A 19,117-nucleotide genomic window follows, 5' to 3' on the forward strand; every position below is an offset into this window, starting at 1 on the left:
TTTACGACCACTTTCTGAGCCTTTGCAGGGAGAAAACGGGATGGGACTGACCGCGAGGATCCGAACGCGGGACGGATGGGCCGTGTCGCACGCGGTCGTCACGGTGACCGACATGACCGGCACGCAGGTGCTGCGCGCCGAGGCGGACACCGAGGGCGCCGTGCGGGACACCACCGCGCTGACGCCGGGGGCGTACACCGTGATCGTCACCGCGGTCGGCTACGCGCCGGCCGCCTCCAGCGCGATCGTCACCGCGAGCGGCCGGGCCGAGGTCGGCACGGTGACGCTGGCCCGGCAGGGCGGCACCGAACTGCCCCCGCCGGGGCCGTGGACGGTCGACCCGGCGCACTCCAGCGTGGCCGCCGTCGCGCAGCACCTGGGCATCTCCAGCGTGCGCGGCCGCTTCACCGACTTCGCCGCCACCGTCGAGATCGCCCCGGACGACGTCACCAAGTCCCGGGTGGAGGCGGTGATCAAGGCGGCCTCCATCGACACCGGCAACGGCATGCGCGACACCCACCTGCGCTCGGCCGACTTCCTGGACGTCGAGCGCCACCCGGAGATCACCTACCGCTCCACCGGTGTCTCGGAGGCGGGCCCGGACCGCTGGACCGTCCACGGTGAGCTGGGTCTGCACGGGGTCGTCCGCGAGGTCGACCTGGACCTGGCCTACCTCGGGACCGGGGCCGACCCCTGGGGCGGCACCCGGGCGGCCTTCCGCGCGACGACGGAGCTGCACCGCGAGGACTTCGCCATGAACTACAACCAGGTCGTCCAGGCCGGCATCGCCGCCATCGGCACGACGCTCCGGGTCGAGCTGGACATCCAGGCGGTCCAGGGGGAGTCACTGCCCGCGGTGTGAGGCACTGCCGGACGCCCGGGCCACCACCTGGGCGCACAGGTCCCGGAGTTTGACGTTCCGGTCCTGTGAGGCCCGGCGCAGCCGCTCCAGGGCCCGGTGGGCGTCGATGCGCTCCCGGGCCATGAGCATGCCGACCGCCTGGTCTATGACGCTGCGGGAGAGCAGGGCGGTGCGCACGTCGGCCGCCGAGGCCTGCCGCCGTTCGATGCGCAGGGCCTCGTTCACCGCGTCCGCGGCCCGCTCCGCGAAGGCACGGGCCGCGTCCAGCCCCTGGGCCAGGGAACCGGGCACGAGGCCGTAGAGGTTGAGCGCCGCACCCGTCTCGCCCTCGATGGGCAGCGGCAGCGCCAGCACACAGCGCACGCCGGTGGCCAGCGCGTACTCCGTGTACGCGGGCCAGCGCGTCTCCTCGGCCAGGTCGGCGGAGTACTTCGGGTCCCCCGACTCGGCGGCGTCCACGCAGGGGCCCGAGCCGTTCTCGTACTGGCGCAGGTCCAGGCCGCTGGGCAGGCCGGTGCTGCCCGCCAGCGTCATCAGCCGGTCGGCGCGGCGCACCGTGACCGAGCAGGCCACGGCACCGGGCACCTGCACGACCGCCCGGTCGGTCAGATCACGCAGCAGGGTGTCGAGACCCTGGCTGCGGGCCATGGCGTGGTCGAGCGTGGCCGACATCCGGTCCGTGTCCGTCGCCCGGTCGACGTCCGTCGCCCGGTTCGTGTCCGCGTCTCGGCCCGTGTCCGTTTCCCTGGTCCGCGAGGTCATGACCGTACGGATGTCCCGTCACCGCTCGGTCACGCCTCTGCCGCCCGTACCCGAGTTGGCGTCGACGATGCGGCGGGCCAGGTCGCGCAGCTTCACGTTCTCGCGCTGGGAGGCCTTCACCAGGGACTCGAAGGCGCCGCCCGCGTCGATGTCCAGACGCTCCATCAGGATGCCGGTGGCCTGGCCGATCAGGTCCCGGGTGCGCATCGCCTCGGTGAGCTGCTCGCGCACGGTCGCCGAGTCCAGGGCGAGGGAGACGTGCGCGGTGAACAGCCGTCCGATGCGGGTGGCGTCCTCGTCGAAGGCCTGCGGCTTGCGGGCGTACGCGGTCAGCACGGTCAGCCGGCGCCGGTCGGCGCGCAGCCGCAGGGACAGCGTGGAGCGCAGGCCGAGCCCGGACAGGACGTTGCCGCCGCCGTCGGTCTCGCTGTCGTCCGTCCGCACCACGGGCGTGGTCCACAGGCGCTCCCAGTCCGGGTGCGGGGTGTGGCCGCCCTGCCGGGGATCGGCGGCAAACCGCACGGTCTCGTCGGTCCAGGCGAGGGAACGCAGCCGGCCGCCGCGCTGGATCTCCGAGATGGCCGCGTGCTCGGCCTCGGGCAGCAGGCGTACCGCCAGTGCGACGGCGGTGTTCATGGTGTCGCCGGGGGAGCCCGTCGCGTGCAGTTCACCGGCCGCGGCGGTCAGGGCTTCGGCCAGCTCGAAACCCACTGGAAAACGCGGCAAATCAGTAAATTCGGACGCAGCCACCACGAACCTCTTCGGCAAGCGCGGCCTCACGGCCGTGCGCAGGAGAGCTCCGCAGCACATTCCCGACTGCGAGCACAGGACGAACAGCACTTTAGCTGCTCGGTTGCGTGCCGGTGACGCTCGGCCGACGGTCCGGGCGGGCCCGCGGCCGGGCGAGCGGCGCGCCTTCCGCGCCGCCCCGCCGCATGGTGCAATGGGGACCGGGTCAGGAAGCGGCCCGGCCGGAAGCCCGACGGACGTCTGTCAGGTGAGTGCTGTGACCTTCCTCCCCCAGCCCTGCGAGCCGTGTGAGCCGGGTGAACCGCCAGGGTGCGTCGTGCTCGCGATGCCCGGCGAGATCGACTTCTGCAATGCCGCGGGGCTGCTGCCCCTGATCATGACCGCCGTGGAGCAGCGCTCCGACGGACTGCGCCTGCTCGTCCTGGATCTCTCCCCGACCAGTTTCATGGACTCCCAGGGCGTCCGCCTCGTCGCGGCCGTACGCCGCCGGCTGCCCGACCACGTTCCGCTGCGCGTGGTGGCCGTCCCGAAGGGCGTACCGAGCCGCGTCCTGGAACTCTCCAACCTGCGCCGCGACGTGCCGGTCCACGACAACCTCGCGGAGGCGCTGCGCACCGCGAGCGGGATCGCCGGGAGCGGGACGGCGGGGAGCGGCACGGCGGCCTAGGCTGGCGGCATGGCACCGAACATCGCGACGAACACCCGTGTCTCACTGGACGAGTTGCTGGACTTCGTACGCCCCCGGCACCGGGCGATCCTGCTCACCCGGCGGGCCGACGGCAGCCCCCAGGGCTCGCCGCTGACCTGCGGGGTCGACGACGCCGGCCGGATCGTCGTCTCGACCTACCCCGAGCGGGCCAAGACCCGCAACGCGCGCCGCGACCCGAGGGTCAGCCTCATCGTGCTCAGCGACGAGTGGAACGGCCCGTGGGTCCAGATCGACGGCACCGCGGAGGTCATCGACGCGCCGGACTCCGTGGAGCCGCTCGTGGAGTACTTCCGCAACATCTCCGGCGAGCACCCCGACTGGGACGAGTACCGGCGGGCCATGGTCAAGCAGGGCAAGTCCATCGTCCGGGTGACACCGGAGAAGTGGGGGCCGGTGGCGACGGGCGGTTTCCCGGCGCGGCTGGCGGCGGACGACTAGGGCCTGCCCCGGAGGCCGCACACCGGGCTGGACCGTCGGCGCCGGAGGGAACGGCCGGCGCCGGGTCGGTCAGGCCTGTTCGACCATCGCGTCGATGCCCGCGACGAGCAGGTCGAGGGCGAACTCGAAGTCCCGGTCCAGCATCTCCGCCACGGTGTCGCCGCCCCGGGCCGCCATGATGTCCTGCGCGTCCTCGATGACGCCCGCGGTGTCCGGCACCTCGGTCACCGCGGTCATCGAGTCCTGGAAGTACTCCTCCGGACTCAGCCCGGTGTCCGCCACCCGGGCGAGGAAGCGGCCCTCGATGGTGCCGTAGCCGTAGACGAACTGGAAGACGGCCGAGATGGCGCCGGTCAGGCGGTGCGCGGGCAGCCCGCTGCGGCGCACGACGTTCTGCACCGCGCGGGAGAAGGCCAGCGAGTGCGGCCCGATGTTGAGGTAGGTGCCGACCAGCCGGGACGACCAGGGATGGCGCACCAGCAGCGCCCGGTTCTCCCGCGCCAGGGCCCGCAGCTCCTCGCGCCAGTCGAGCCCGGCGTCCGGGTCCGGGTGGCGCAGCTCGCCGAAGACGGCGTCCAGGGCTAGCTCGAGCAGCTGGTCCTTGGTGTCGACGTACCAGTACACGGACATGGCGGTGACGTTCAGCTCGGCGGCCAGGCGGCGCATCGAGAACCCCGTCAGGCCCTCGGCGTCCAGCAGCCGGACGGTGACCCCGGTGATCCGGTCCCGGTCGAGCCCGGACGGCTGCCCCCCACGGCGACCGCCGCGCCGCCCCTCCCCCGACAGCCACACGCTGTCCCGCGGCCCCTCCCGCCCTGCCTTCGCCATGCGCGCCTACCTCGCTCTCACCGTCACCGGTCATGCTAGGCGCCCCTGAAAGGGGCGCGGGGCGTGACGATATGCGGCTCCGCCGCGCGGGCGCGACCAGCCCCGGCCGACCCGCGGCCGTGAACATGCCCCCACTCCCCGCCCCCTCAGGCACCCGCCCCCTCAGCCGCCCACCCGCTCCGCCCGCCGCAACAACACCGCCGCCACCACTCCGCCCAGCAGCACCGCCACCGCTCCCACCAACTGGCTGCTCTCCACTCCGGAGGAGAACGCGTCCAGGACCCGGTCCCGCTCCCCCTCTCCCCGCGCCGAGGCCAACGCCGCCGGCAGCGACGTCGCCGCGACCGGCGCCAGCGCCGCGAACCGGGAGTTCAGCACCGCCCCGAGGACGGCCACGCCCAGCCCGTTGCCGAACTCGGCCAGCGTGCCGTTGACGCCCGCGCCGACCCCGGCCTTGGCCGGCGGGATCGCGCTCATCAGCGCGTGGGCCATCGCCGGGTTGCCGAGCGCGCACCCCACGCCGATCAGCAGCAGTCCCAGCAGCGTGCCGGCGTAGCCGTGCCCGGTCAGCGTGGCGATGGCCACCAGGCCCGCCGCCATCAGCACCATGCTCAGCAGCACCGCCACCGGCGTGCCGAGCCTGGCCAGCCACTTCGCCGCCACCCCGGAGAAGTTCAGCAGCACCACCGTCAGGGCCAGCGGCGCGGTCCGCAGCCCGGCCTCCAGCGGGCCGTACCCGAGCACGAACTGCAGGTGCTGGGTGAGCAGGAACAGCGCACCGCCCATGCCGAAGGTGATCAGCACGAGACCGGCCACCGCGCCGGTGAACCGCTGGTCGCGGAAGAAGGTGAGGTCGAGCATCGGGTACGGGACGCGGCTCTCCCAGTAGGCGAAGAGCGCGAGCACGCCCACGGCGACGGCGGCGGTGGCCAGGACCCGGCCCGACGTCCAGCCGTGCTCCGGGCCGGAGATGATCGCGTAGACGAGCGCGGCCATGCCGATCGTGGAGAGGAGGGCGCCGAGCAGGTCGGGGCGGTCGCCCTGCCGGTTCTTCGACTCCGGGACCAGGGTCACGACCGCGACCAGGCCGAGGGCCACCACCGGCAGGTTGATCAGGAAGATCGCACCCCACCAGAAGTGGTCCAGCACGAAGCCGCCGATCAGCGGCCCGCAGGCGAAGCCGAGCGCGCTGACCGCGCTCCAGATGCCGATGGCCTTGGCGTGCTCGGCGGGCGCGAAGATCTGCATGACCACGGCCAGCGTGGTGGTCAGCAGCAGGGCACCGCCGACGCCCATGCCGGCCCGCGCCGCGATCAACTGCTCGGTGGTCTCCGCGAGCCCGGCCGCCAGCGAGCCGGCCCCGAACAGGGCGAGGCCGGTGGCCAGCATCTTCTTGCGGCCGTACCGGTCGGCCGCGCTGCCCGCGGTGAGCAGCAGGCCGGACTGGACCAGCGAGTAGGCGTTGATCATCCACTGGATGTCGGAGGTGGCCGCGCCCAGCTCGTTGGTGAGCGAGGGGATGGCCACGTTCAGCACGGTGTTGTCCAGGACCACCGTGAGCTGGGCGAGGCTGATGACGCCGAGGATCAGCCAGCGCTGCGGGTGGCCCTGGACCGGGGGTGCGGGTTCCCGTTCGCGTTCCTCGGCGGATTCCTGGGGTGACGTCGACATGTTGTACAGCGTATAGGAGAGCCCTATACGCTGTACAACGGTTTCCCGTCCGGGACGGCGGTCAGGCCGTCGGCGACGTCAGGTCGTAGAAGGTGGCCGAGCCGACCGTGACCTCCTTGAAGTTGTCCTCGACCCATGAGGTGATCTGGGACGCGCTACCGGAGTCGCCGCCCATGCCACCCCCCGCGCCGCCACCGATGAAGTAGTGGATCCGGCCGTCCGCCACGTACTTCTTGAACTGGGCCAGGGTCGGCGACGGGTCGGTGCCGTTGAAGCCGCCGATCGCCATCACCGGGGCGCCGGTGCCGAGCTGGTAGCTCGCGGCGTTCTGGGAGCCGATCGCGGCGGCGGCCCAGGTGTACGCGTCGGCGTCGGTCTCCAGCAGCTTCTTCGCCTCGGAGCCCACTTCGGCGCCGTTGAGCAGGCCGCCCATGCCGCCGCCGCCCGCGCCCGTACGGCCGCCCTCGCCGGTCGGGCCGCCGGCCGGACCGCCGTTCTGGCCGTTCGGTGCCTGGCCGTTGGGCGTCTGGCCGTTCTGGTTGGTGCCTCCGGCGCCCGGAGCGGTGCCGCCGCCGGGGAAGCCGCCGCCACCGGGCCCGCCCTGTCCCTGTCCCTGTCCTTGTCCCTGACCCTGACCCTGACCAGGGGGGTTCCCGCCGCCCGGGAAGCGGCCGCCGCCGGGGCCGCCGCCCATGCTCGCGCCGGCCGGACCGGCCGTGACGATGGAGCCGCTGTGCCCCTCCCGCACGGTGCTCAGCGTGTACGCGGTGGGTGCGGCCAGCGCGGCCACGAGTCCGAGGCCCGCCGCCGCGAGGGCGGTCCGCCTCCCCAGCCGCCCCGCGAAGACCAGCCCCAGCGCGGCGACCAGGCCGCCGACCAGGACCGGCACCTTCAGCCAGGGGAGGTAGTCGGGCGTCCGGTTGAGCAGCACGTATCCCCAGGCCGCGCTCGCCGTGACGGCGGCGGCGAGGGCGATCGACGCCCAGGGCCGCTCGCGGCGTTCCCACAGCGTCGCGGCGCCCATGCCGGTCACGGCCGCCAGGTACGGCGCGAGGGCCACCGTGTAGTACTGGTGGAAGATGCCGGCCATGTAGCTGAAGACGGCCGCCGTCATCAGCAGCGAGCCGCCCCAGACCAGGAAGGACGCGCGTGCTCCGTCCGTGCGGGCGGCGCGGCGGGTGGCGACCAGGCCCGCGACGAGCAGGATCAGGGCGGCCGGGAGCAGCCAGGAGATCTGGCCGCCGATCTCCGAGTTGAACATCCGGTCCCAGCCGGTCTCGCCCCACTGTCCGCCACCGCCGCCGCCCATGCCGCCGCCCCCGCCGCCGACGCTGCCGGTCTCCTCGCCGTTGAGGCGGCCGAGGCCGTTGTAGCCGAAGGTCAGCTCCAGGAAGCTGTTGTTCTGCGAGCCGCCGATGTACGGGCGGGACGACGCCGGCCACAGCTCGACGACCGCGACCCACCAGCCGCCGGAGACGACGATCGCGGCGGTCGCCAGCGCGAGCTGGCCGAGGCGCTTCCTGAGCCGCACCGGCGCGCAGACGCCGTAGACCAGGGCGAGGGCGGGCAGGATCAGGAAGGCCTGGAGGGTCTTCGCCAGGAACGCGAAGCCGATCGCCGCGCCCGCCCAGACCAGCCACTTGCTCCGGCCGTCCTCCAGCGCCCGTACGACGAGGTAGCAGGCGACGGACATCAACAGGGCGAGGAGCGCGTCCGGGTTGTTGAACCGGAACATCAGCGCGGCGACGGGCGTGAGCGCGAGCACGGCGCCCGCGATCAGTCCGGCCGCGGGGCTGAACCGGCGGCGGACGGCCGCGTACACGACGGCGACCGTGCCCACCCCCATGAGCACCTCGGGCACGAGGATCGACCAGGAGGAGAGGCCGAAGATCCGCACCGCCAGCGCCATCGGCCACAGCGCGGCCGGGGGCTTGTCGACGGTGATGGCGTTGCCCGCGTCGAGCGAGCCGAAGAAGAACGCCTTCCAGGACTGGCTGCCCGCCTGTACGGCCGCCGAGTAGAAGGAGTTGGCGTAGCCGGAGGCGCTCAGGTTGTAGAGGTAGAGGAGGGCGGTGGCCAGCAGGAGGCCGAGGAAGGCTGGGCGTACCCAGCGGGGGTCCTCGGGGCGGCCGCGCCAGACCCGGGCGAGCCGGGGCCGCCGCGAAGGCCGGGGCTGCCGGTGGGCGGGCGGCGCCGCGGACGGCGGTCCCCCGTCCTCGCCGACGGGGGTGGGCGTGCCGTCGGCGTGCGTGGTCGGGTCGTAGTGCGTCGTCATCGGGCGTCGCTCCAGGTGCGATGCGGGTCGGGAAGGTGCGGGTCCGGAAGGTGGGGGTCCGGAAGGTGGGGGTCCGGCGTGTGGGTCGTGGGCTGCGCGTCCGGGAACACCCAGGCGCGGAAGAGCAGGAAGCGCAGCACGGTGGCGGCGAGGTTGGCGGCGATCAGCACCGCCAGCTCGGTGGAGTGGTCCGGGTGGGCGGTCGCCGCGCTCAGGGCCGCCAGCGAACCGCTGGTCAGCGCCAGGCCGATGCCGAAGACGACCAGCCCCTGCGCCTGGTGCCGCACGGCGCCGCCCCGGCCCCGCACCCCGAAGGTCAGCCGCCGGTTGGCGGCGGTGTTGGCGACCGCCGAGACCAGCAGCGCGAGCGCGTTGGCGAGCTGGGAACCGGCGAAGTGCCGGAAGCCGCTGTAGAGGAGCAGGTAGAAGAGGGTGGACAGGGCGCCGACCACGCAGAAGCCGACGAGCTGCCGGGCCAGTCCCTGCGGTACGCCGGTCAGGTCGCGGTCGCGCGGATCGTCGCCGAAGGGGCGGGCCAGCCGGTCCAGGGGGAGGGAACCGGTGGCCAGGGCCCTGCCGACCCGCCACACGCCCTTGAGGTCCTCGGTCGCCGTCCGCACGATGTGCACGGTGGAGTCCGGGTCGTCGACCCAGTCGACGGGCACCTCGTGGATCCGGCACCCGGCGCGTTCGGCCAGCACCAGCATCTCGGTGTCGAAGAACCAGCCGGTGTCCTCCACCAGCGGCAGCAGCACCTGGGCCACGTCCCGGCGGATGGCCTTGAAGCCGCACTGGGCGTCGGAGAAGCGGGCCTGGAGGGAGCCGCGCAGGATGAGGTTGTAGGTGCGGGAGATGAACTCCCGTTTGGCCCCGCGCACCACCCGTGAGCTGCGGGCGAGCCGGGAGCCGATCGCGAGGTCCGAGTGGCCGGAGATCAGCGGCGCCACCAGCGGCAGCAGCGCGTTCAGGTCGGTGGAGAGGTCCACGTCCATGTAGGCGAGGACCGGGGCGTCCGAGGCCGACCAGACGGTCCGGAGGGCCCGGCCGCGCCCCTTCTGCTCCAGCCGGACCGACCTGACCGCCGCGAGGTCGGCCGCCAGACGGGCCGCGACCCGCGGGGTGCCGTCCGTGGAGGCGTTGTCGGCGACCGTGATGCGGAAGGCGTAGGGGAACGTCCGGTTGAGGTGCTCGTGCAGTCTCCGGACGCACGGCCCGAGGTCCTTCTCCTCGTTGTAGACGGGGACCACTACGTCCAGGACAGGCGTACCGGCTCCTGCGGCCGGGAGGTGCTCCCGCGCCGGCAGGGAGCCGGGAGAAGAGTCGGTTCGCATGGGACCGACTCTTCTCAACTCCCCTGTCGCACCCGTGTGGTGGTGCTGTGCTGTGCCTGTGAGAACGCTCGCCCGTCCGACCGGTCGTTGACCGCGGACAGGGACCGGTCGTGGACCGCGGGGAGATACACGGTGAAGACCGTCCGGCCCGGCGCGCTGTCCACCGTCACACCACCGCCGTGCGCGGCCGTCACGGCCTGCACGATGGCGAGCCCGAGGCCGGTCGAGCCGGTCGCACGGGACCGCGCGGAGTCCCCGCGCGCGAACCGTTCGAAGACGCGCGGCAGCAACTCGGCCGGGATGCCCGGCCCGTTGTCCGCCACGTCCACGCACAGCCACGGCCCGTCGCGTCGCACGCGCGCGGTGACGGTCGTGCCCGGCGGGGTGTGGTTGCGGGCGTTGCCCAGCAGGTTGACCAGCACCTGCTGGAGCCGGGCCGGGTCCGCCGACACCAGGGCCGGTTCCTCGGGCAGGTCCAGCCGCCAGGTGTGGTCGAGACCGGCCGCGCGGGCGTCGCTGACGGTGTCCACGACCAGCGGTACGAGGTCGGTGGGGCCGAACTCCAGCGGGCGTCCCGCGTCCAGGCGGGCGAGCAGCAGCAGGTCCTCGACCAGCAGGGTCATGCGGCCGGCCTCGGACTCGATGCGGCCCAGCGCGTGCCGGGTGTCGGGGCCGACCTGTTCGCGTCCCCGGCGGGTGAGTTCGGCGTAGCCGCGGATGGAGGCGAGCGGGGTGCGCAGCTCGTGGCTGGCGTCGGCGACGAACTGCCGTACCCGCGTCTCGCTCTGCTGCCGTGCGTGCAGGGCTCCGTGCACGTGGTCGAGCAGCCGGTTGAGCGCGGAGCCGACCCGGCCGACCTCGGTGTGCGGGTCGCACTCGGACTCCGGGACCCGTTCGTCGAGGTTCACCTCGCCCGCGTGCAGCGGCAGTTCGGAGACCCGGCCGGCGGTGGCCGCGACCCGGCGCAGGGGGCGGGTGGCGACGCCGACGATGACGGCCCCGGCGAGGGAGGCGGCGACGAGGCCCGCGGCCGTGACGCTGGCCTCCACGAGGATCAGGGTGCTGATGGTGCCGTCGACGTCGGAGGTGGGCAGAGCGGCGTAGTAGCCGTCGTGGTACTCGACCCGGTAGTCACCGAGGCCCGGGATCTCCACGGTGTGCGCCTCCCCGTCCCGGGGGACGGAGGCGAGCGCGGTGCGCTGGCCCTCGTCGAGGGAGACCGCCGTCGTCCCGCTGGGGTCCGTGCTCTCGTCGTCCTTCTCGCCGTACTTGGCGTCGACGACGGCACCGTCGCGGGTCTCGGCGACGATCGTGTCGCGCGGCTGCGGACCGCCGTGCGTGACGAAGTCGTCGAGGTCCATCCGCTGCTTCACCCCGCCGCCGGGCCCCGGTTCGCCCGGCGGGCCGAAGCCGGACACCCGGGCCGCGACCTCGCGCACCTGGCCGTCCAACTGCTCGTACAGGTGCGAGCGCAGCGCGACCGTCGTCACCGTGCCGATCACCGCGCACACCACCGCGATCAGCGCCACGGACGCGACGACGAGCCGCGTCCGCAGGGTGCGCGGCCGCGGTCGTCGCCGCCCGCTCACGAGACCGCGGGCTTGATCAGGTATCCGGCGCCGCGCCGGGTGTGGATCATCGGCTCGCGCCCCGCGTCGATCTTCCGGCGCAGGTAGGAGATGTACAGCTCCACGACGTTGGCCTGGCCGCCGAAGTCGTAGGACCACACGCGGTCCAGGATCTGCGCCTTGCTCAGCACCCGCCGGGGGTTGCGCATCAGGAAGCGCAGCAGCTCGAACTCGGTGGCGGTGAGGTGGATGCCGTCGCCGCTCCGGGTGACCTCGTGGCTGTCCTCGTCGAGGGTGAGGTCGCCGACGACGAGGACGGAGTCGGAGCGCCGGTCGGCGGCGCCGGAGCGGCGGATCAGACCGCGCAGCCGGGCGACGACCTCCTCCAGGCTGAACGGCTTGGTGACGTAGTCGTCGCCGCCCGCGGTCAGCCCGGCGATCCGGTCCTCCACGGCGTCCTTGGCGGTCAGGAACAGCACCGGCACGTCCGGCAGGTCGCGGCGCAGCCGCCCCAGCACGCTCAGGCCGTCCATGTCGGGCAGCATCATGTCCAGTACGACGGCGTCGGGCCGGAAGTCGCGCGCGGTCTGGACGGCGCCGTGGCCGTCGCCCGCGCTGCGGATCTGCCAGCCCTCGTAGCGCAGGGCCATGGACAGCAGTTCGGTGATGGACTGCTCGTCGTCCACTACAAGCACCCGGACGGGGCTCCCGTCCGGCCTCAGCAGTTCGGTGCGCCCCTGGGGCGAGGTCGTGGTCATAGCGGTCACCTTGTCGGGACGCTCTGAGAAGGCCCTTTCCCCAACCTGTGATTTCTCTGAGAAACGCACGGGCACCGCGCGGGCACCGTCCGTCAGCCCTCCGCCGCCGCCCGTCGACCCTTCGCCACCGTCCGTCAGCCCGCCGCGGTCAGGCCCTCGGCCGTGAGGGTGAGGTGCCGGACCAGCACCTCGGCGGCGGTGTCGGCGTCGCGGGCCAGCGCCGCCTCCTCCAGCCGGCGGTGTTCCTCGACGCCGTCCCGGCCGGGATTGCGGTGCGTGGACCAGCGGCGGGCCAGTTCGCTCGCCGTCCACAGCCGGTCGAAGGTCTCCAGCAGCACGGGGTTGCCGCAGCCCTCCATCAGGGCGCGGTGGAAGAGCCGGTGCGCCTCGGACCACGCCTCGCTGTAGTACTCGCCCTCCTGAGGCGTGTACGCGGGCGTGCGGGACAGCCGGTGGTGGGCGGCGCGCACCCGGGCCTCCCAGTCGACGTCGCCGCGCTCGACGGACATGCGCAGCAGGACCGGTTCGATGGTGCGGCGGGCCTCCGCGATCTCCTGCCAGCGCCGGTCGGAGTAGGCCGGGACGGCGAAGCCGCGGTTGGGCAGCCGGTCGGCGAGCCCGTCCCCGACCACCCGCACGAGGGCCTCGCGCACCACGGCCAGGCTCACGCCCTGCTCCTTGGCGAGGTCCTGCGGCTTGAGGGCGGCACCGGGGGCGTGGTCGCCGCGCATGATCGCGTCCCGCAGATGGGCGTAGACCTGCTCGGAGAGCATCCGCTTGCCCGCCGGCGGGGGCGGCTGGGGCGACGTGGGGCCGGTCTGAGTCATAGGAGCAGCATAGACGATCGCTTGGATAATCGATTATCAGTGTTATGGTCGATTGCAGCGGCCGGCCCACACGGACCGGCCCGGCCGAAAGGAACGACGCGATGAGCGCCAACGACCCGTTCGCCCGCCTCCCCGAGGCGGCCTCCTTCACCCTCACCAGCACGACCGTCGCCGACGGCGCCGCCTGGCCGCCCGCGCAGCACTCCTCCGGCGTCCCCGGCGGCAAGGACGTCTCCCCGCAGCTGTCGTGGAGCGGCGCGCCGGAGGGCACCCGGAGCTACGCCGTCACCGTCTACGACCCCGACGCCCCCACCGGCTCCGGGTTCTGGCACTGGGCGGTCGCCGACATCCCGGCCGCCGTCACCGAGCTGCCCGAGGGCGCCGGCGACGACAGCGGCGCGGGTCTGCCCGAGGGCGCCTTCCAGCTCCCCAACGACGCCCGCGCCGCCCGCTACATCGGCGCCGCCCCGCCGGCCGGGCACGGCCCGCACCGGTACTTCGTGGTGGTGCACGCCCTGGACGTCGAGTCCATCGGCGTCCCGGCCGACGCCACCCCGGCCGTCCTCGGCTTCACCATGGCCGGGCACATCCTCGGCCGCGCGGTCCTGACCGTCACCGCCGAGACCTCCGCCTGACCCACCGCGTGTCCAGGCTCATCGACACCACGGAGATGTACCTCCGCACCGTCCTGGAACTCGAGGAGGAGGGCGTGGTCCCGCTGCGCGCCCGCATCGCCGAGCACCTGGACCAGAGCGGCCCCACCGTGAGCCAGACCGTCGCCCGCATGGAACGCGACGGCCTGCTGCGGATCGCCGCCGACCGGCATCTGGAGCTGACCGACACGGGCAGGCGGCTGGCGACGCGTGTGATGCGCAAGCACCGGCTCGCGGAGTGCCTGCTCGTCGACGTGATCGGCCTGGAGTGGGAGCAGGTCCACGCCGAGGCCTGCCGCTGGGAGCACGTGATGAGCGACGCCGTCGAACGCCGCCTCCTGCGCCTGCTGCGGCACCCGACCGAGTCGCCCTACGGCAACCCGATCCCGGGCCTGGAGGAACTGGGCGGGGCGAACCCCGCGGCGCCGCGCCCGTCCGCCCCCGCCGCCGCCGCCGGGAGCACGGTCAGCCTCGGTGACCTGCGCCCCGGGCCGGACGGCGTGAGCGCGGTCGTCCGGCGCATCGGGGAGCCGGTCCAGGCCGACGGTGGCCTGCTGGCCGCCCTGCGGCGGGCCGGGGTGCGGCCCGGCGCGGTCGTGCGCGTCACGCCGTGGCCCGGCGGTGTGCGGGTCGGCAGCGACGGCCGGACCGCCCGGCTCCCCGCACGTACCGCCGCGCACGTCTTCGTCGCCCCGCTCTGACCCCGGTGGGCACCGACCGGTTCCGGCGGCCGGTGCCCACCGGGGACGCCCCTCAGCTCCACTGGCTCTCCCGGCTCTCCGGCAGCCCGAACAGCCGGGCCGCGTTGTCGTGGCACACCCCGCGCAGCCACGCGTCTCCCAGCTCCAGCCGCTCCAGGGCGTGCAGTTGATGCAGGTAGGGATACGGGATGTTGGGGAAGTCGGTGCCGAGCAGGACCCGGTCGCCGAGGTCCGCCAGCCGGGGCAGCGCCCGGCGCGGGAAGGGCGCGAGACGCTCGCTGAAGTCGGTGAACGCCATGGTCGTGTCCAGCCGCACCTCCCCGTACCGCTCGGCGAGGTCCAGGAAGTCCTCGTACTCGGGCATCCCGAGGTGCGCCACGACCAGCCGCAGCCGCGGGTGGCGGGCCAGGACCCGGGCGATCGGCTCGGGCCCGGTGTGCTTGCCGGGCGCCGGCCCCGAACCGCAGTGGACGACGACCGGTGTCCCCGCCTCGGCGAGCACCCCCCACGCCGGGTCGAGCAGCTCGTCGGCCGGGTCGTACGCCCCCACCTGCACGTGCGCCTTGAAGACCCGCGCCCCCGCCTCGACGGCCCGGCGCACGTACGTCTCGACGCCCGGTTCGGGGAAGAGGGTGGAGGTGTGCAGGCAGTCGGGCGTGCGGCGGGCGAAGTCCACCGCCCAGTCGTTCAGCCACTGGGCCATGCCCGCCTTGTGCGGATAGAGCATGGCGGTGAAGGCCCGCACCCCGAACCTGCGCAGCAGCTCCGCGCGTTCGTCCTCCTCGTGCCGGTAGGTGATCGGCCACTCGACCCCGCCGGTCAGCGGCCCGAGGGCGTCGAAGTAGGCCCAGACCTTGCGCAGCACCCGCTCGGGCATGAAGTGCGTGTGCACGTCGACCAGCCCGGGCAGCCCGAGCCCCTCCCAGAACCGGCGGACCTGCCCGACTTCGTGATCACTCATGCGGCCACGATCGCGCCCCGCGCTCACCTGGACAAGGGGGCGAGGGGACGAGGAGGCGAGGGGGCGAGGGGACGAGGTCAGAACAGCCCGTCCTGTACTCCCGGCGCTCGTCTGATCTCCCGCAGGGGCACCGCACACGGCTCGCCCCCGGCCGACACCAGCTCCCACCCCGTCATCAGCCGTGTGTCGAGCACGACGACCCCCCGCTCCGTCGCCAGATGCAGATCGGGCCCGGCGGCCGCCACCAGCTCACCCCCGATCGCGCCGCCCGCCACCAGCTCGGCGACCTCCGCCACGGCGGCCGGCCCGCGCTCCGCGCCCGCGATCCCGAAGACGCCCGCGTGGTCGACACCCCGGAACGGCTCCGGCGTCAGCGCCTCGGGCCAGCCGCCGAGCGCCACCGCCCGCGCGTGCAGCCCGGCGATCTCGGCCGCCCGCTCCGCCTCCGACTCGGGCAGGGCGTCCCGCACCGCGCGCTTGTGGGCGTACGGGATGCGGTCGGGCACGCCCAGCGCGGCCCGCAGCAGCTCCTCGGTCCGGCGCGCGGCCATCAGCGGACCGCACCCCAGCCAGCTGAAGCACACGGCCCCCTGCTCCAGCAGCCGGGCGGACCCCCGTTCGTACGCGGTGATCCCCACCTTGACGAGGCCGGGACCGAACCAGGCCAGATAGACGTGGTACGGCCGCGGATCGTCGGCCATGGTGTCGGCGGCCACCGAGTGGGCCCGGTCAAGGCGTGCGCACTCCTCGCACCGCGCCCCCGTACTGCGCCCCGACACCCCGGCCCGTACCGGACACGCGTGTCCCCGCGCTCCCACGCACGTCCGCACACCCCCCTCGGCGACGCCGAAGGCCACCCGCTTCCCCCGGACCAGCGCACTGCGCCGGCCCCCGACCCACGTCAGCACGGGACCGTCCGCCGCCCACCGCAGCCCCGCGCACTTCCATGCCTGTGCCATCCCCACCGACAGTAGGGGGCAGCACTGACAACGGGCGGGCACTCACTCATGGTGAGCGCCCGCCCGGACGTACCGTATGACCATGGCAGAAAGTGAACCGATGTGCCCCGAGCGCCTGCTCCTGGAGCACGTCACCAGCCGCTGGGGCACCCTGGCCCTGATCGCTCTGCTCGACCGCCCCCACCGCTTCGGCGAACTGCGCCGGGAGATCGGCTCGGTCAGCGAGAAGATGCTGACCCAGACCCTGCGGACCCTGGAGCGCGACGGCCTGGTCCACCGGGACGCCGCGCCCGTGATCCCGCCCCGGGTGGACTACTCCCTCACCGACCTCGGCCGCGAGGCCGCCGAACAGGTCCGGGACCTCGCGCGCTGGACCGAGCGGCGGATGGCGGCGGTCGAGCGGTCCCGGGGGGCGTACGACGCGGCCAGGGTGTGACGCGCCGCCGCCCCCGACGGCGTCACGACTTCAGGACCGCCTTCATGACGCTCTTGGCGATGGGCGCGCCGAGCCCGCCACCGGAGATGTCCGCGCGGGAGATGTCCATGTCGGTCGGGTCGATGAACACGGCCACCGCGACGGAGGACCCGTCGTCCTTCTTGCCGTAGGAGACGAACCAGCCGTACGGCACCTCGTCGTTGACGTCGACACCGCGCTGCGCGGTACCGGTCTTGCCGCCGACCGTGATGCCGTCGATCTGGGCGCGGCGGGCGCTGCCCTCCTTGGCGGTGAACTCCATCATCTCCTGGACCTTCTGCGCGGTCTCGGCGGAGACCGCCTCGCTCATCACCGTGGGCTCGGTCTTCTCCAGGGTGTCCAGGTCCGGGCCCTTGACCTCGTCGACGACGTAGGGCTGCATCACCTTTCCGTCGTTGGCGATCCCGGCGGTGACCAGGGCCATCTGCATCGGCGTACTGGTGAGGCTGCCCTGTCCCATGCCGGTGAGCGCGGTGCCGGGCTTGTCGAGGTCCTCGGGGTAGAGGCTCTTGGTGGCGAGCAGGTCGCCGAAGTCGTCGGAGTAGACGTCCTCGTTGAAGCCGAACTTCTCGGCCGTCTCGCGCATCTTGTCCTGCCCGAGCTTGGAGGCGGCGTCGAGGAAGACGTTGTTGCAGGAGTGCTGCATGGCGGTCTTCATCGAGGCCTTGTTGCAGACCGCGTCACCGGCCTCGCTGCCGATCTTGTTGGTGGACTGCGGCAGCGGGTACGGGGAGACGGCGTCCGTGCGGGCGTCGACGTCGGTGACGATGCCGTGCTCCAGCGCGGCGGCCGCGGTGAGGATCTTGAAGGTGGAGCCCGGCGGGTAGGTCTCCCGCAGCGCGCGGTTGGCCAGCGGCTTGTTCTTCTTCTTGTCCAGCGCGACGAAGCGGTCGGACTCCTTGAAGGTGCTCCCCGCGAACGTCGACGGGTCGTAGGAGGGCGCCGAGACCATCGCCAGCACCTTCCCGGTCTGCGGGTCGAGCGCGACCACGGCCCCCCGGGCGCCCTTCAGGTCGGTCAGCCCGTCCCAGGCCGCCTTCTGCGCCTTCGGGTCGATGGTGGTGACCACCGAGCCGGCCCGCCGCCCCTCACCGCTGACCACGTCGGCGAACCGCTGGAACGCCAGCCGGTCGTCCTTGCCGGTGAGGATGGAGTCGTAGGTCTTCTCCAGCAGCGTCATGCCCTGGGCCTGCGACGCGTATCCGGTCACCGGCGCGTACATCGGACCGTCGACGTAGGTGCGCTTGTACTTGAGGTCGGTGGTCTCGGTCTCCTTGGAACCGGTGACGGCCCGGCCGCCGACGATGATGTCGCCGCGCGGGGTGGCGAACTGCTCGATCTGCACCCGTCTGTTCTTGGTGTCGGAGGCCAGCTCCGGGGCCCGGACGTACTGCAGCCAGTTCGCGCGGATCAGCAGGCCGAGCACCAGCAGTCCGCAGAAGATCGCCACGGCCCTCAGCGGCTTGTTCACCGTCGGCCCCCGTCGATGTGCGGCCGGTCGGATATGAAGACTGGTCCTCTCAACATGCGCACACCCTAGACACAGTTGCGGACCGTACTCACGTCCGGTCGGCCACCGCACCCGCCGTGTCGCCCAACTCCCGCTGCCCACGGCCTTCGAGCCCCGTCGGCGACAATCCGTCGGAACCTGTCGCTCACGCCACTGGGACACCCTCCGTGCCCTGCATAGCGTGCCCGCATGAACCTCGCCGGCCTCCTTCCGTACGTCATGCCGATCGGCATCGGCCTCCTCGTCGTCCTGCTGCTGTCCCTCGTCCCGGACCCGCACCGCCGCCCACTGAACGCCCTCGGGATCGCCGGTGCCGGGGGCGTCTACTTCTCGGGCGGCGGCCTGGGCGCCTGGGAGCTCCCGTTCGGCGCGCTCATGCTCTACGTCGCCTACCGGGGCCTCACGTCCTGGACGTTCATCGGCATCGGCTGGCTGCTGCACACCGCGTGGGACGTCGTCCACCATCTGAAGGGCAACCCGATCCTCCCCTTCGCCCACGACTCGTCCCTGGGCTGCGCGATCTGCGACCCGGTCATCGCCCTGTGGTGCCTGCGCGGCGGCCCCTCCCTGCGCGCACTCCTCGCCGGGCGTCGCGTTCCGCGGCGGCGGGCCGTCACGTGAGGGGCGACCCGCCCTGACCGCTCCCCGTGCAGCCGGTCGCCGCCGGCACGTCACGGCACCGCTCGTCCTGGTGCGACTGAAGCGCGACGCCACCGAACACGACGACACAGACCAGGCCGACCACGACGGCCTGCCCGGCCACCGTCACCACGGCCCCGGCCCGCGCGGCGACCGCGGCCGCCACCCCGGCGAGGACCCCGACGCCGCCGACGGCGGCCAGGTAGTTCCACAAGGGATCGGGCGGGACGCTCTCCGCCGGATCGAGACTCAGTCCGGACAGGAACCAGAGCCCGAAGATCACCGCCAAGGCGATCAACTCCAGGACCACGAGACCGCATCCGGCCCCGATGTCGGCACCAAGGTCGGCACGGCGCCGACGTCCGGAGCCGGTGGTGGCGTCGAACGCCGGCGGAGCGACAGGCAGGTCCATGTCCGCCACTCTGGCCCGCACACGGAAC

The 19,117-nt window shown here is 73.2% G+C and carries 20 protein-coding genes; 7 read left to right on the forward strand and 13 right to left on the reverse strand.

The features are described from left to right. Nucleotides 1-40: 40 nt before the first annotated feature. Nucleotides 41-862 carry a YceI family protein gene (locus Sru02f_RS37465; RefSeq protein WP_109029064.1) on the forward strand — a complete coding sequence of 274 codons (822 nt, stop codon included), beginning with the start codon at nucleotides 41-43 and terminating at the stop codon, nucleotides 860-862. On the opposite strand, the gene Sru02f_RS37470 is transcribed toward Sru02f_RS37465, so the two are convergent. Continuing rightward, nucleotides 845-1,624, reverse strand: coding sequence for a GAF and ANTAR domain-containing protein (locus tag Sru02f_RS37470; RefSeq protein WP_109029065.1), 780 nt, complete (start codon nucleotides 1,622-1,624; stop codon nucleotides 845-847). The two genes, Sru02f_RS37465 and Sru02f_RS37470, sit on opposite strands and share 18 nt — an antisense overlap. An 18-nt stretch (nucleotides 1,625-1,642) precedes the next feature. After that, a complete protein-coding gene (locus tag Sru02f_RS37475; protein ID WP_167469260.1) occupies nucleotides 1,643-2,392 on the reverse strand; it encodes an ANTAR domain-containing protein in 750 nt (249 codons plus the stop codon). Nucleotides 2,393-2,630: 238 nt separating this feature from the next. On the opposite strand from Sru02f_RS37475, the gene Sru02f_RS37480 reads away from it, so the two are divergent. Together Sru02f_RS37480 and Sru02f_RS37485 are read left to right on the forward strand one after the other, a co-directional pair. Then, nucleotides 2,631-3,041: an STAS domain-containing protein gene (locus Sru02f_RS37480; RefSeq protein WP_109029067.1), complete on the forward strand. Its 411-nt coding sequence runs from the start codon at nucleotides 2,631-2,633 to the stop codon at nucleotides 3,039-3,041. A 9-nt stretch (nucleotides 3,042-3,050) separates the two neighbouring features. Further along, nucleotides 3,051-3,521, forward strand: a complete 471-nt coding sequence (locus tag Sru02f_RS37485) for a PPOX class F420-dependent oxidoreductase (RefSeq protein WP_109029068.1) — start codon at nucleotides 3,051-3,053, stop codon at nucleotides 3,519-3,521. A 69-nt stretch (nucleotides 3,522-3,590) separates the two neighbouring features. Here the strand turns inward: Sru02f_RS37485 and Sru02f_RS37490 are convergent, their stop codons facing one another. The 7 genes from Sru02f_RS37490 to Sru02f_RS37520 form a co-directional block, all read right to left on the reverse strand. Next, complete coding sequence (locus Sru02f_RS37490; RefSeq protein WP_109029069.1) at nucleotides 3,591-4,349, reverse strand: TetR/AcrR family transcriptional regulator; 759 nt, start codon at nucleotides 4,347-4,349, stop codon at nucleotides 3,591-3,593. A gap of 162 nt (nucleotides 4,350-4,511) precedes the next feature. Beyond that, nucleotides 4,512-6,020, reverse strand: coding sequence for an MFS transporter (locus Sru02f_RS37495; protein ID WP_109029070.1), 1,509 nt, complete (start codon nucleotides 6,018-6,020; stop codon nucleotides 4,512-4,514). 61 nt (nucleotides 6,021-6,081) lie between these two features. Further along, nucleotides 6,082-8,295, reverse strand: a complete 2,214-nt coding sequence (locus Sru02f_RS37500) for an ArnT family glycosyltransferase (protein ID WP_109029071.1) — start codon at nucleotides 8,293-8,295, stop codon at nucleotides 6,082-6,084. Next, on the reverse strand, nucleotides 8,292-9,626 hold the full coding sequence (locus Sru02f_RS37505; protein ID WP_109029072.1) for a bifunctional glycosyltransferase family 2/GtrA family protein: 1,335 nt from the start codon (nucleotides 9,624-9,626) through the stop codon (nucleotides 8,292-8,294). The genes Sru02f_RS37500 and Sru02f_RS37505 overlap by 4 nt, the downstream gene beginning before the upstream one ends. A gap of 14 nt (nucleotides 9,627-9,640) precedes the next feature. Next, a complete protein-coding gene (locus Sru02f_RS37510; protein ID WP_109029073.1) occupies nucleotides 9,641-11,215 on the reverse strand; it encodes a sensor histidine kinase in 1,575 nt (524 codons plus the stop codon). After that, nucleotides 11,212-11,952, reverse strand: a complete 741-nt coding sequence (locus tag Sru02f_RS37515; protein WP_030863629.1) for a response regulator transcription factor — start codon at nucleotides 11,950-11,952, stop codon at nucleotides 11,212-11,214. The genes Sru02f_RS37510 and Sru02f_RS37515 overlap by 4 nt, the downstream gene beginning before the upstream one ends. Nucleotides 11,953-12,086: 134 nt before the next feature. Then, on the reverse strand, nucleotides 12,087-12,779 hold the full coding sequence (locus tag Sru02f_RS37520) for a GntR family transcriptional regulator (protein WP_109029075.1): 693 nt from the start codon (nucleotides 12,777-12,779) through the stop codon (nucleotides 12,087-12,089). Between the two features lie 101 nt (nucleotides 12,780-12,880). On the opposite strand from Sru02f_RS37520, the gene Sru02f_RS37525 reads away from it, so the two are divergent. Together Sru02f_RS37525 and Sru02f_RS37530 are read left to right on the forward strand one after the other, a co-directional pair. Beyond that, entirely contained in the window at nucleotides 12,881-13,414 is a 534-nt protein-coding gene (locus Sru02f_RS37525; RefSeq protein ID WP_109029076.1) for a YbhB/YbcL family Raf kinase inhibitor-like protein, read from the forward strand. 8 nt (nucleotides 13,415-13,422) lie between these two features. Beyond that, a complete protein-coding gene (locus Sru02f_RS37530; RefSeq protein ID WP_109029077.1) occupies nucleotides 13,423-14,133 on the forward strand; it encodes a metal-dependent transcriptional regulator in 711 nt (236 codons plus the stop codon). A gap of 52 nt (nucleotides 14,134-14,185) precedes the next feature. Here Sru02f_RS37530 and Sru02f_RS37535 read toward each other — a convergent pair whose 3' ends face one another. Then, nucleotides 14,186-15,094 (reverse strand): amidohydrolase family protein, encoded by a 909-nt coding sequence (locus Sru02f_RS37535; RefSeq protein ID WP_109029078.1) that lies wholly within the window; start codon nucleotides 15,092-15,094, stop codon nucleotides 14,186-14,188. 77 nt (nucleotides 15,095-15,171) lie between these two features. Continuing rightward, on the reverse strand, nucleotides 15,172-16,053 hold the full coding sequence (locus tag Sru02f_RS37540; RefSeq protein WP_167469262.1) for a DUF2797 domain-containing protein: 882 nt from the start codon (nucleotides 16,051-16,053) through the stop codon (nucleotides 15,172-15,174). A gap of 76 nt (nucleotides 16,054-16,129) precedes the next feature. Here Sru02f_RS37540 and Sru02f_RS37545 point away from each other — a divergent pair, with 76 nt between their 5' ends. After that, entirely contained in the window at nucleotides 16,130-16,489 is a 360-nt protein-coding gene (locus Sru02f_RS37545; protein ID WP_109029080.1) for a winged helix-turn-helix transcriptional regulator, read from the forward strand. A gap of 22 nt (nucleotides 16,490-16,511) precedes the next feature. On the opposite strand, the gene Sru02f_RS37550 is transcribed toward Sru02f_RS37545, so the two are convergent. Next, nucleotides 16,512-17,999 (reverse strand): peptidoglycan D,D-transpeptidase FtsI family protein, encoded by a 1,488-nt coding sequence (locus Sru02f_RS37550; protein ID WP_109029081.1) that lies wholly within the window; start codon nucleotides 17,997-17,999, stop codon nucleotides 16,512-16,514. A gap of 228 nt (nucleotides 18,000-18,227) precedes the next feature. On the opposite strand from Sru02f_RS37550, the gene Sru02f_RS37555 reads away from it, so the two are divergent. Continuing rightward, nucleotides 18,228-18,659: a DUF6010 family protein gene (locus Sru02f_RS37555; RefSeq protein ID WP_109029082.1), complete on the forward strand. Its 432-nt coding sequence runs from the start codon at nucleotides 18,228-18,230 to the stop codon at nucleotides 18,657-18,659. On the opposite strand, the gene Sru02f_RS37560 is transcribed toward Sru02f_RS37555, so the two are convergent. Beyond that, nucleotides 18,652-19,089 (reverse strand): DUF6234 family protein, encoded by a 438-nt coding sequence (locus Sru02f_RS37560; RefSeq protein ID WP_174854972.1) that lies wholly within the window; start codon nucleotides 19,087-19,089, stop codon nucleotides 18,652-18,654. The genes Sru02f_RS37555 and Sru02f_RS37560 overlap by 8 nt on opposite strands. Nucleotides 19,090-19,117: the final 28 nt, after the last annotated feature.

Source organism: Streptomyces rubrogriseus, assembly GCF_027947575.1.
Lineage (GTDB): Bacteria > Actinomycetota > Actinomycetes > Streptomycetales > Streptomycetaceae > Streptomyces > Streptomyces rubrogriseus.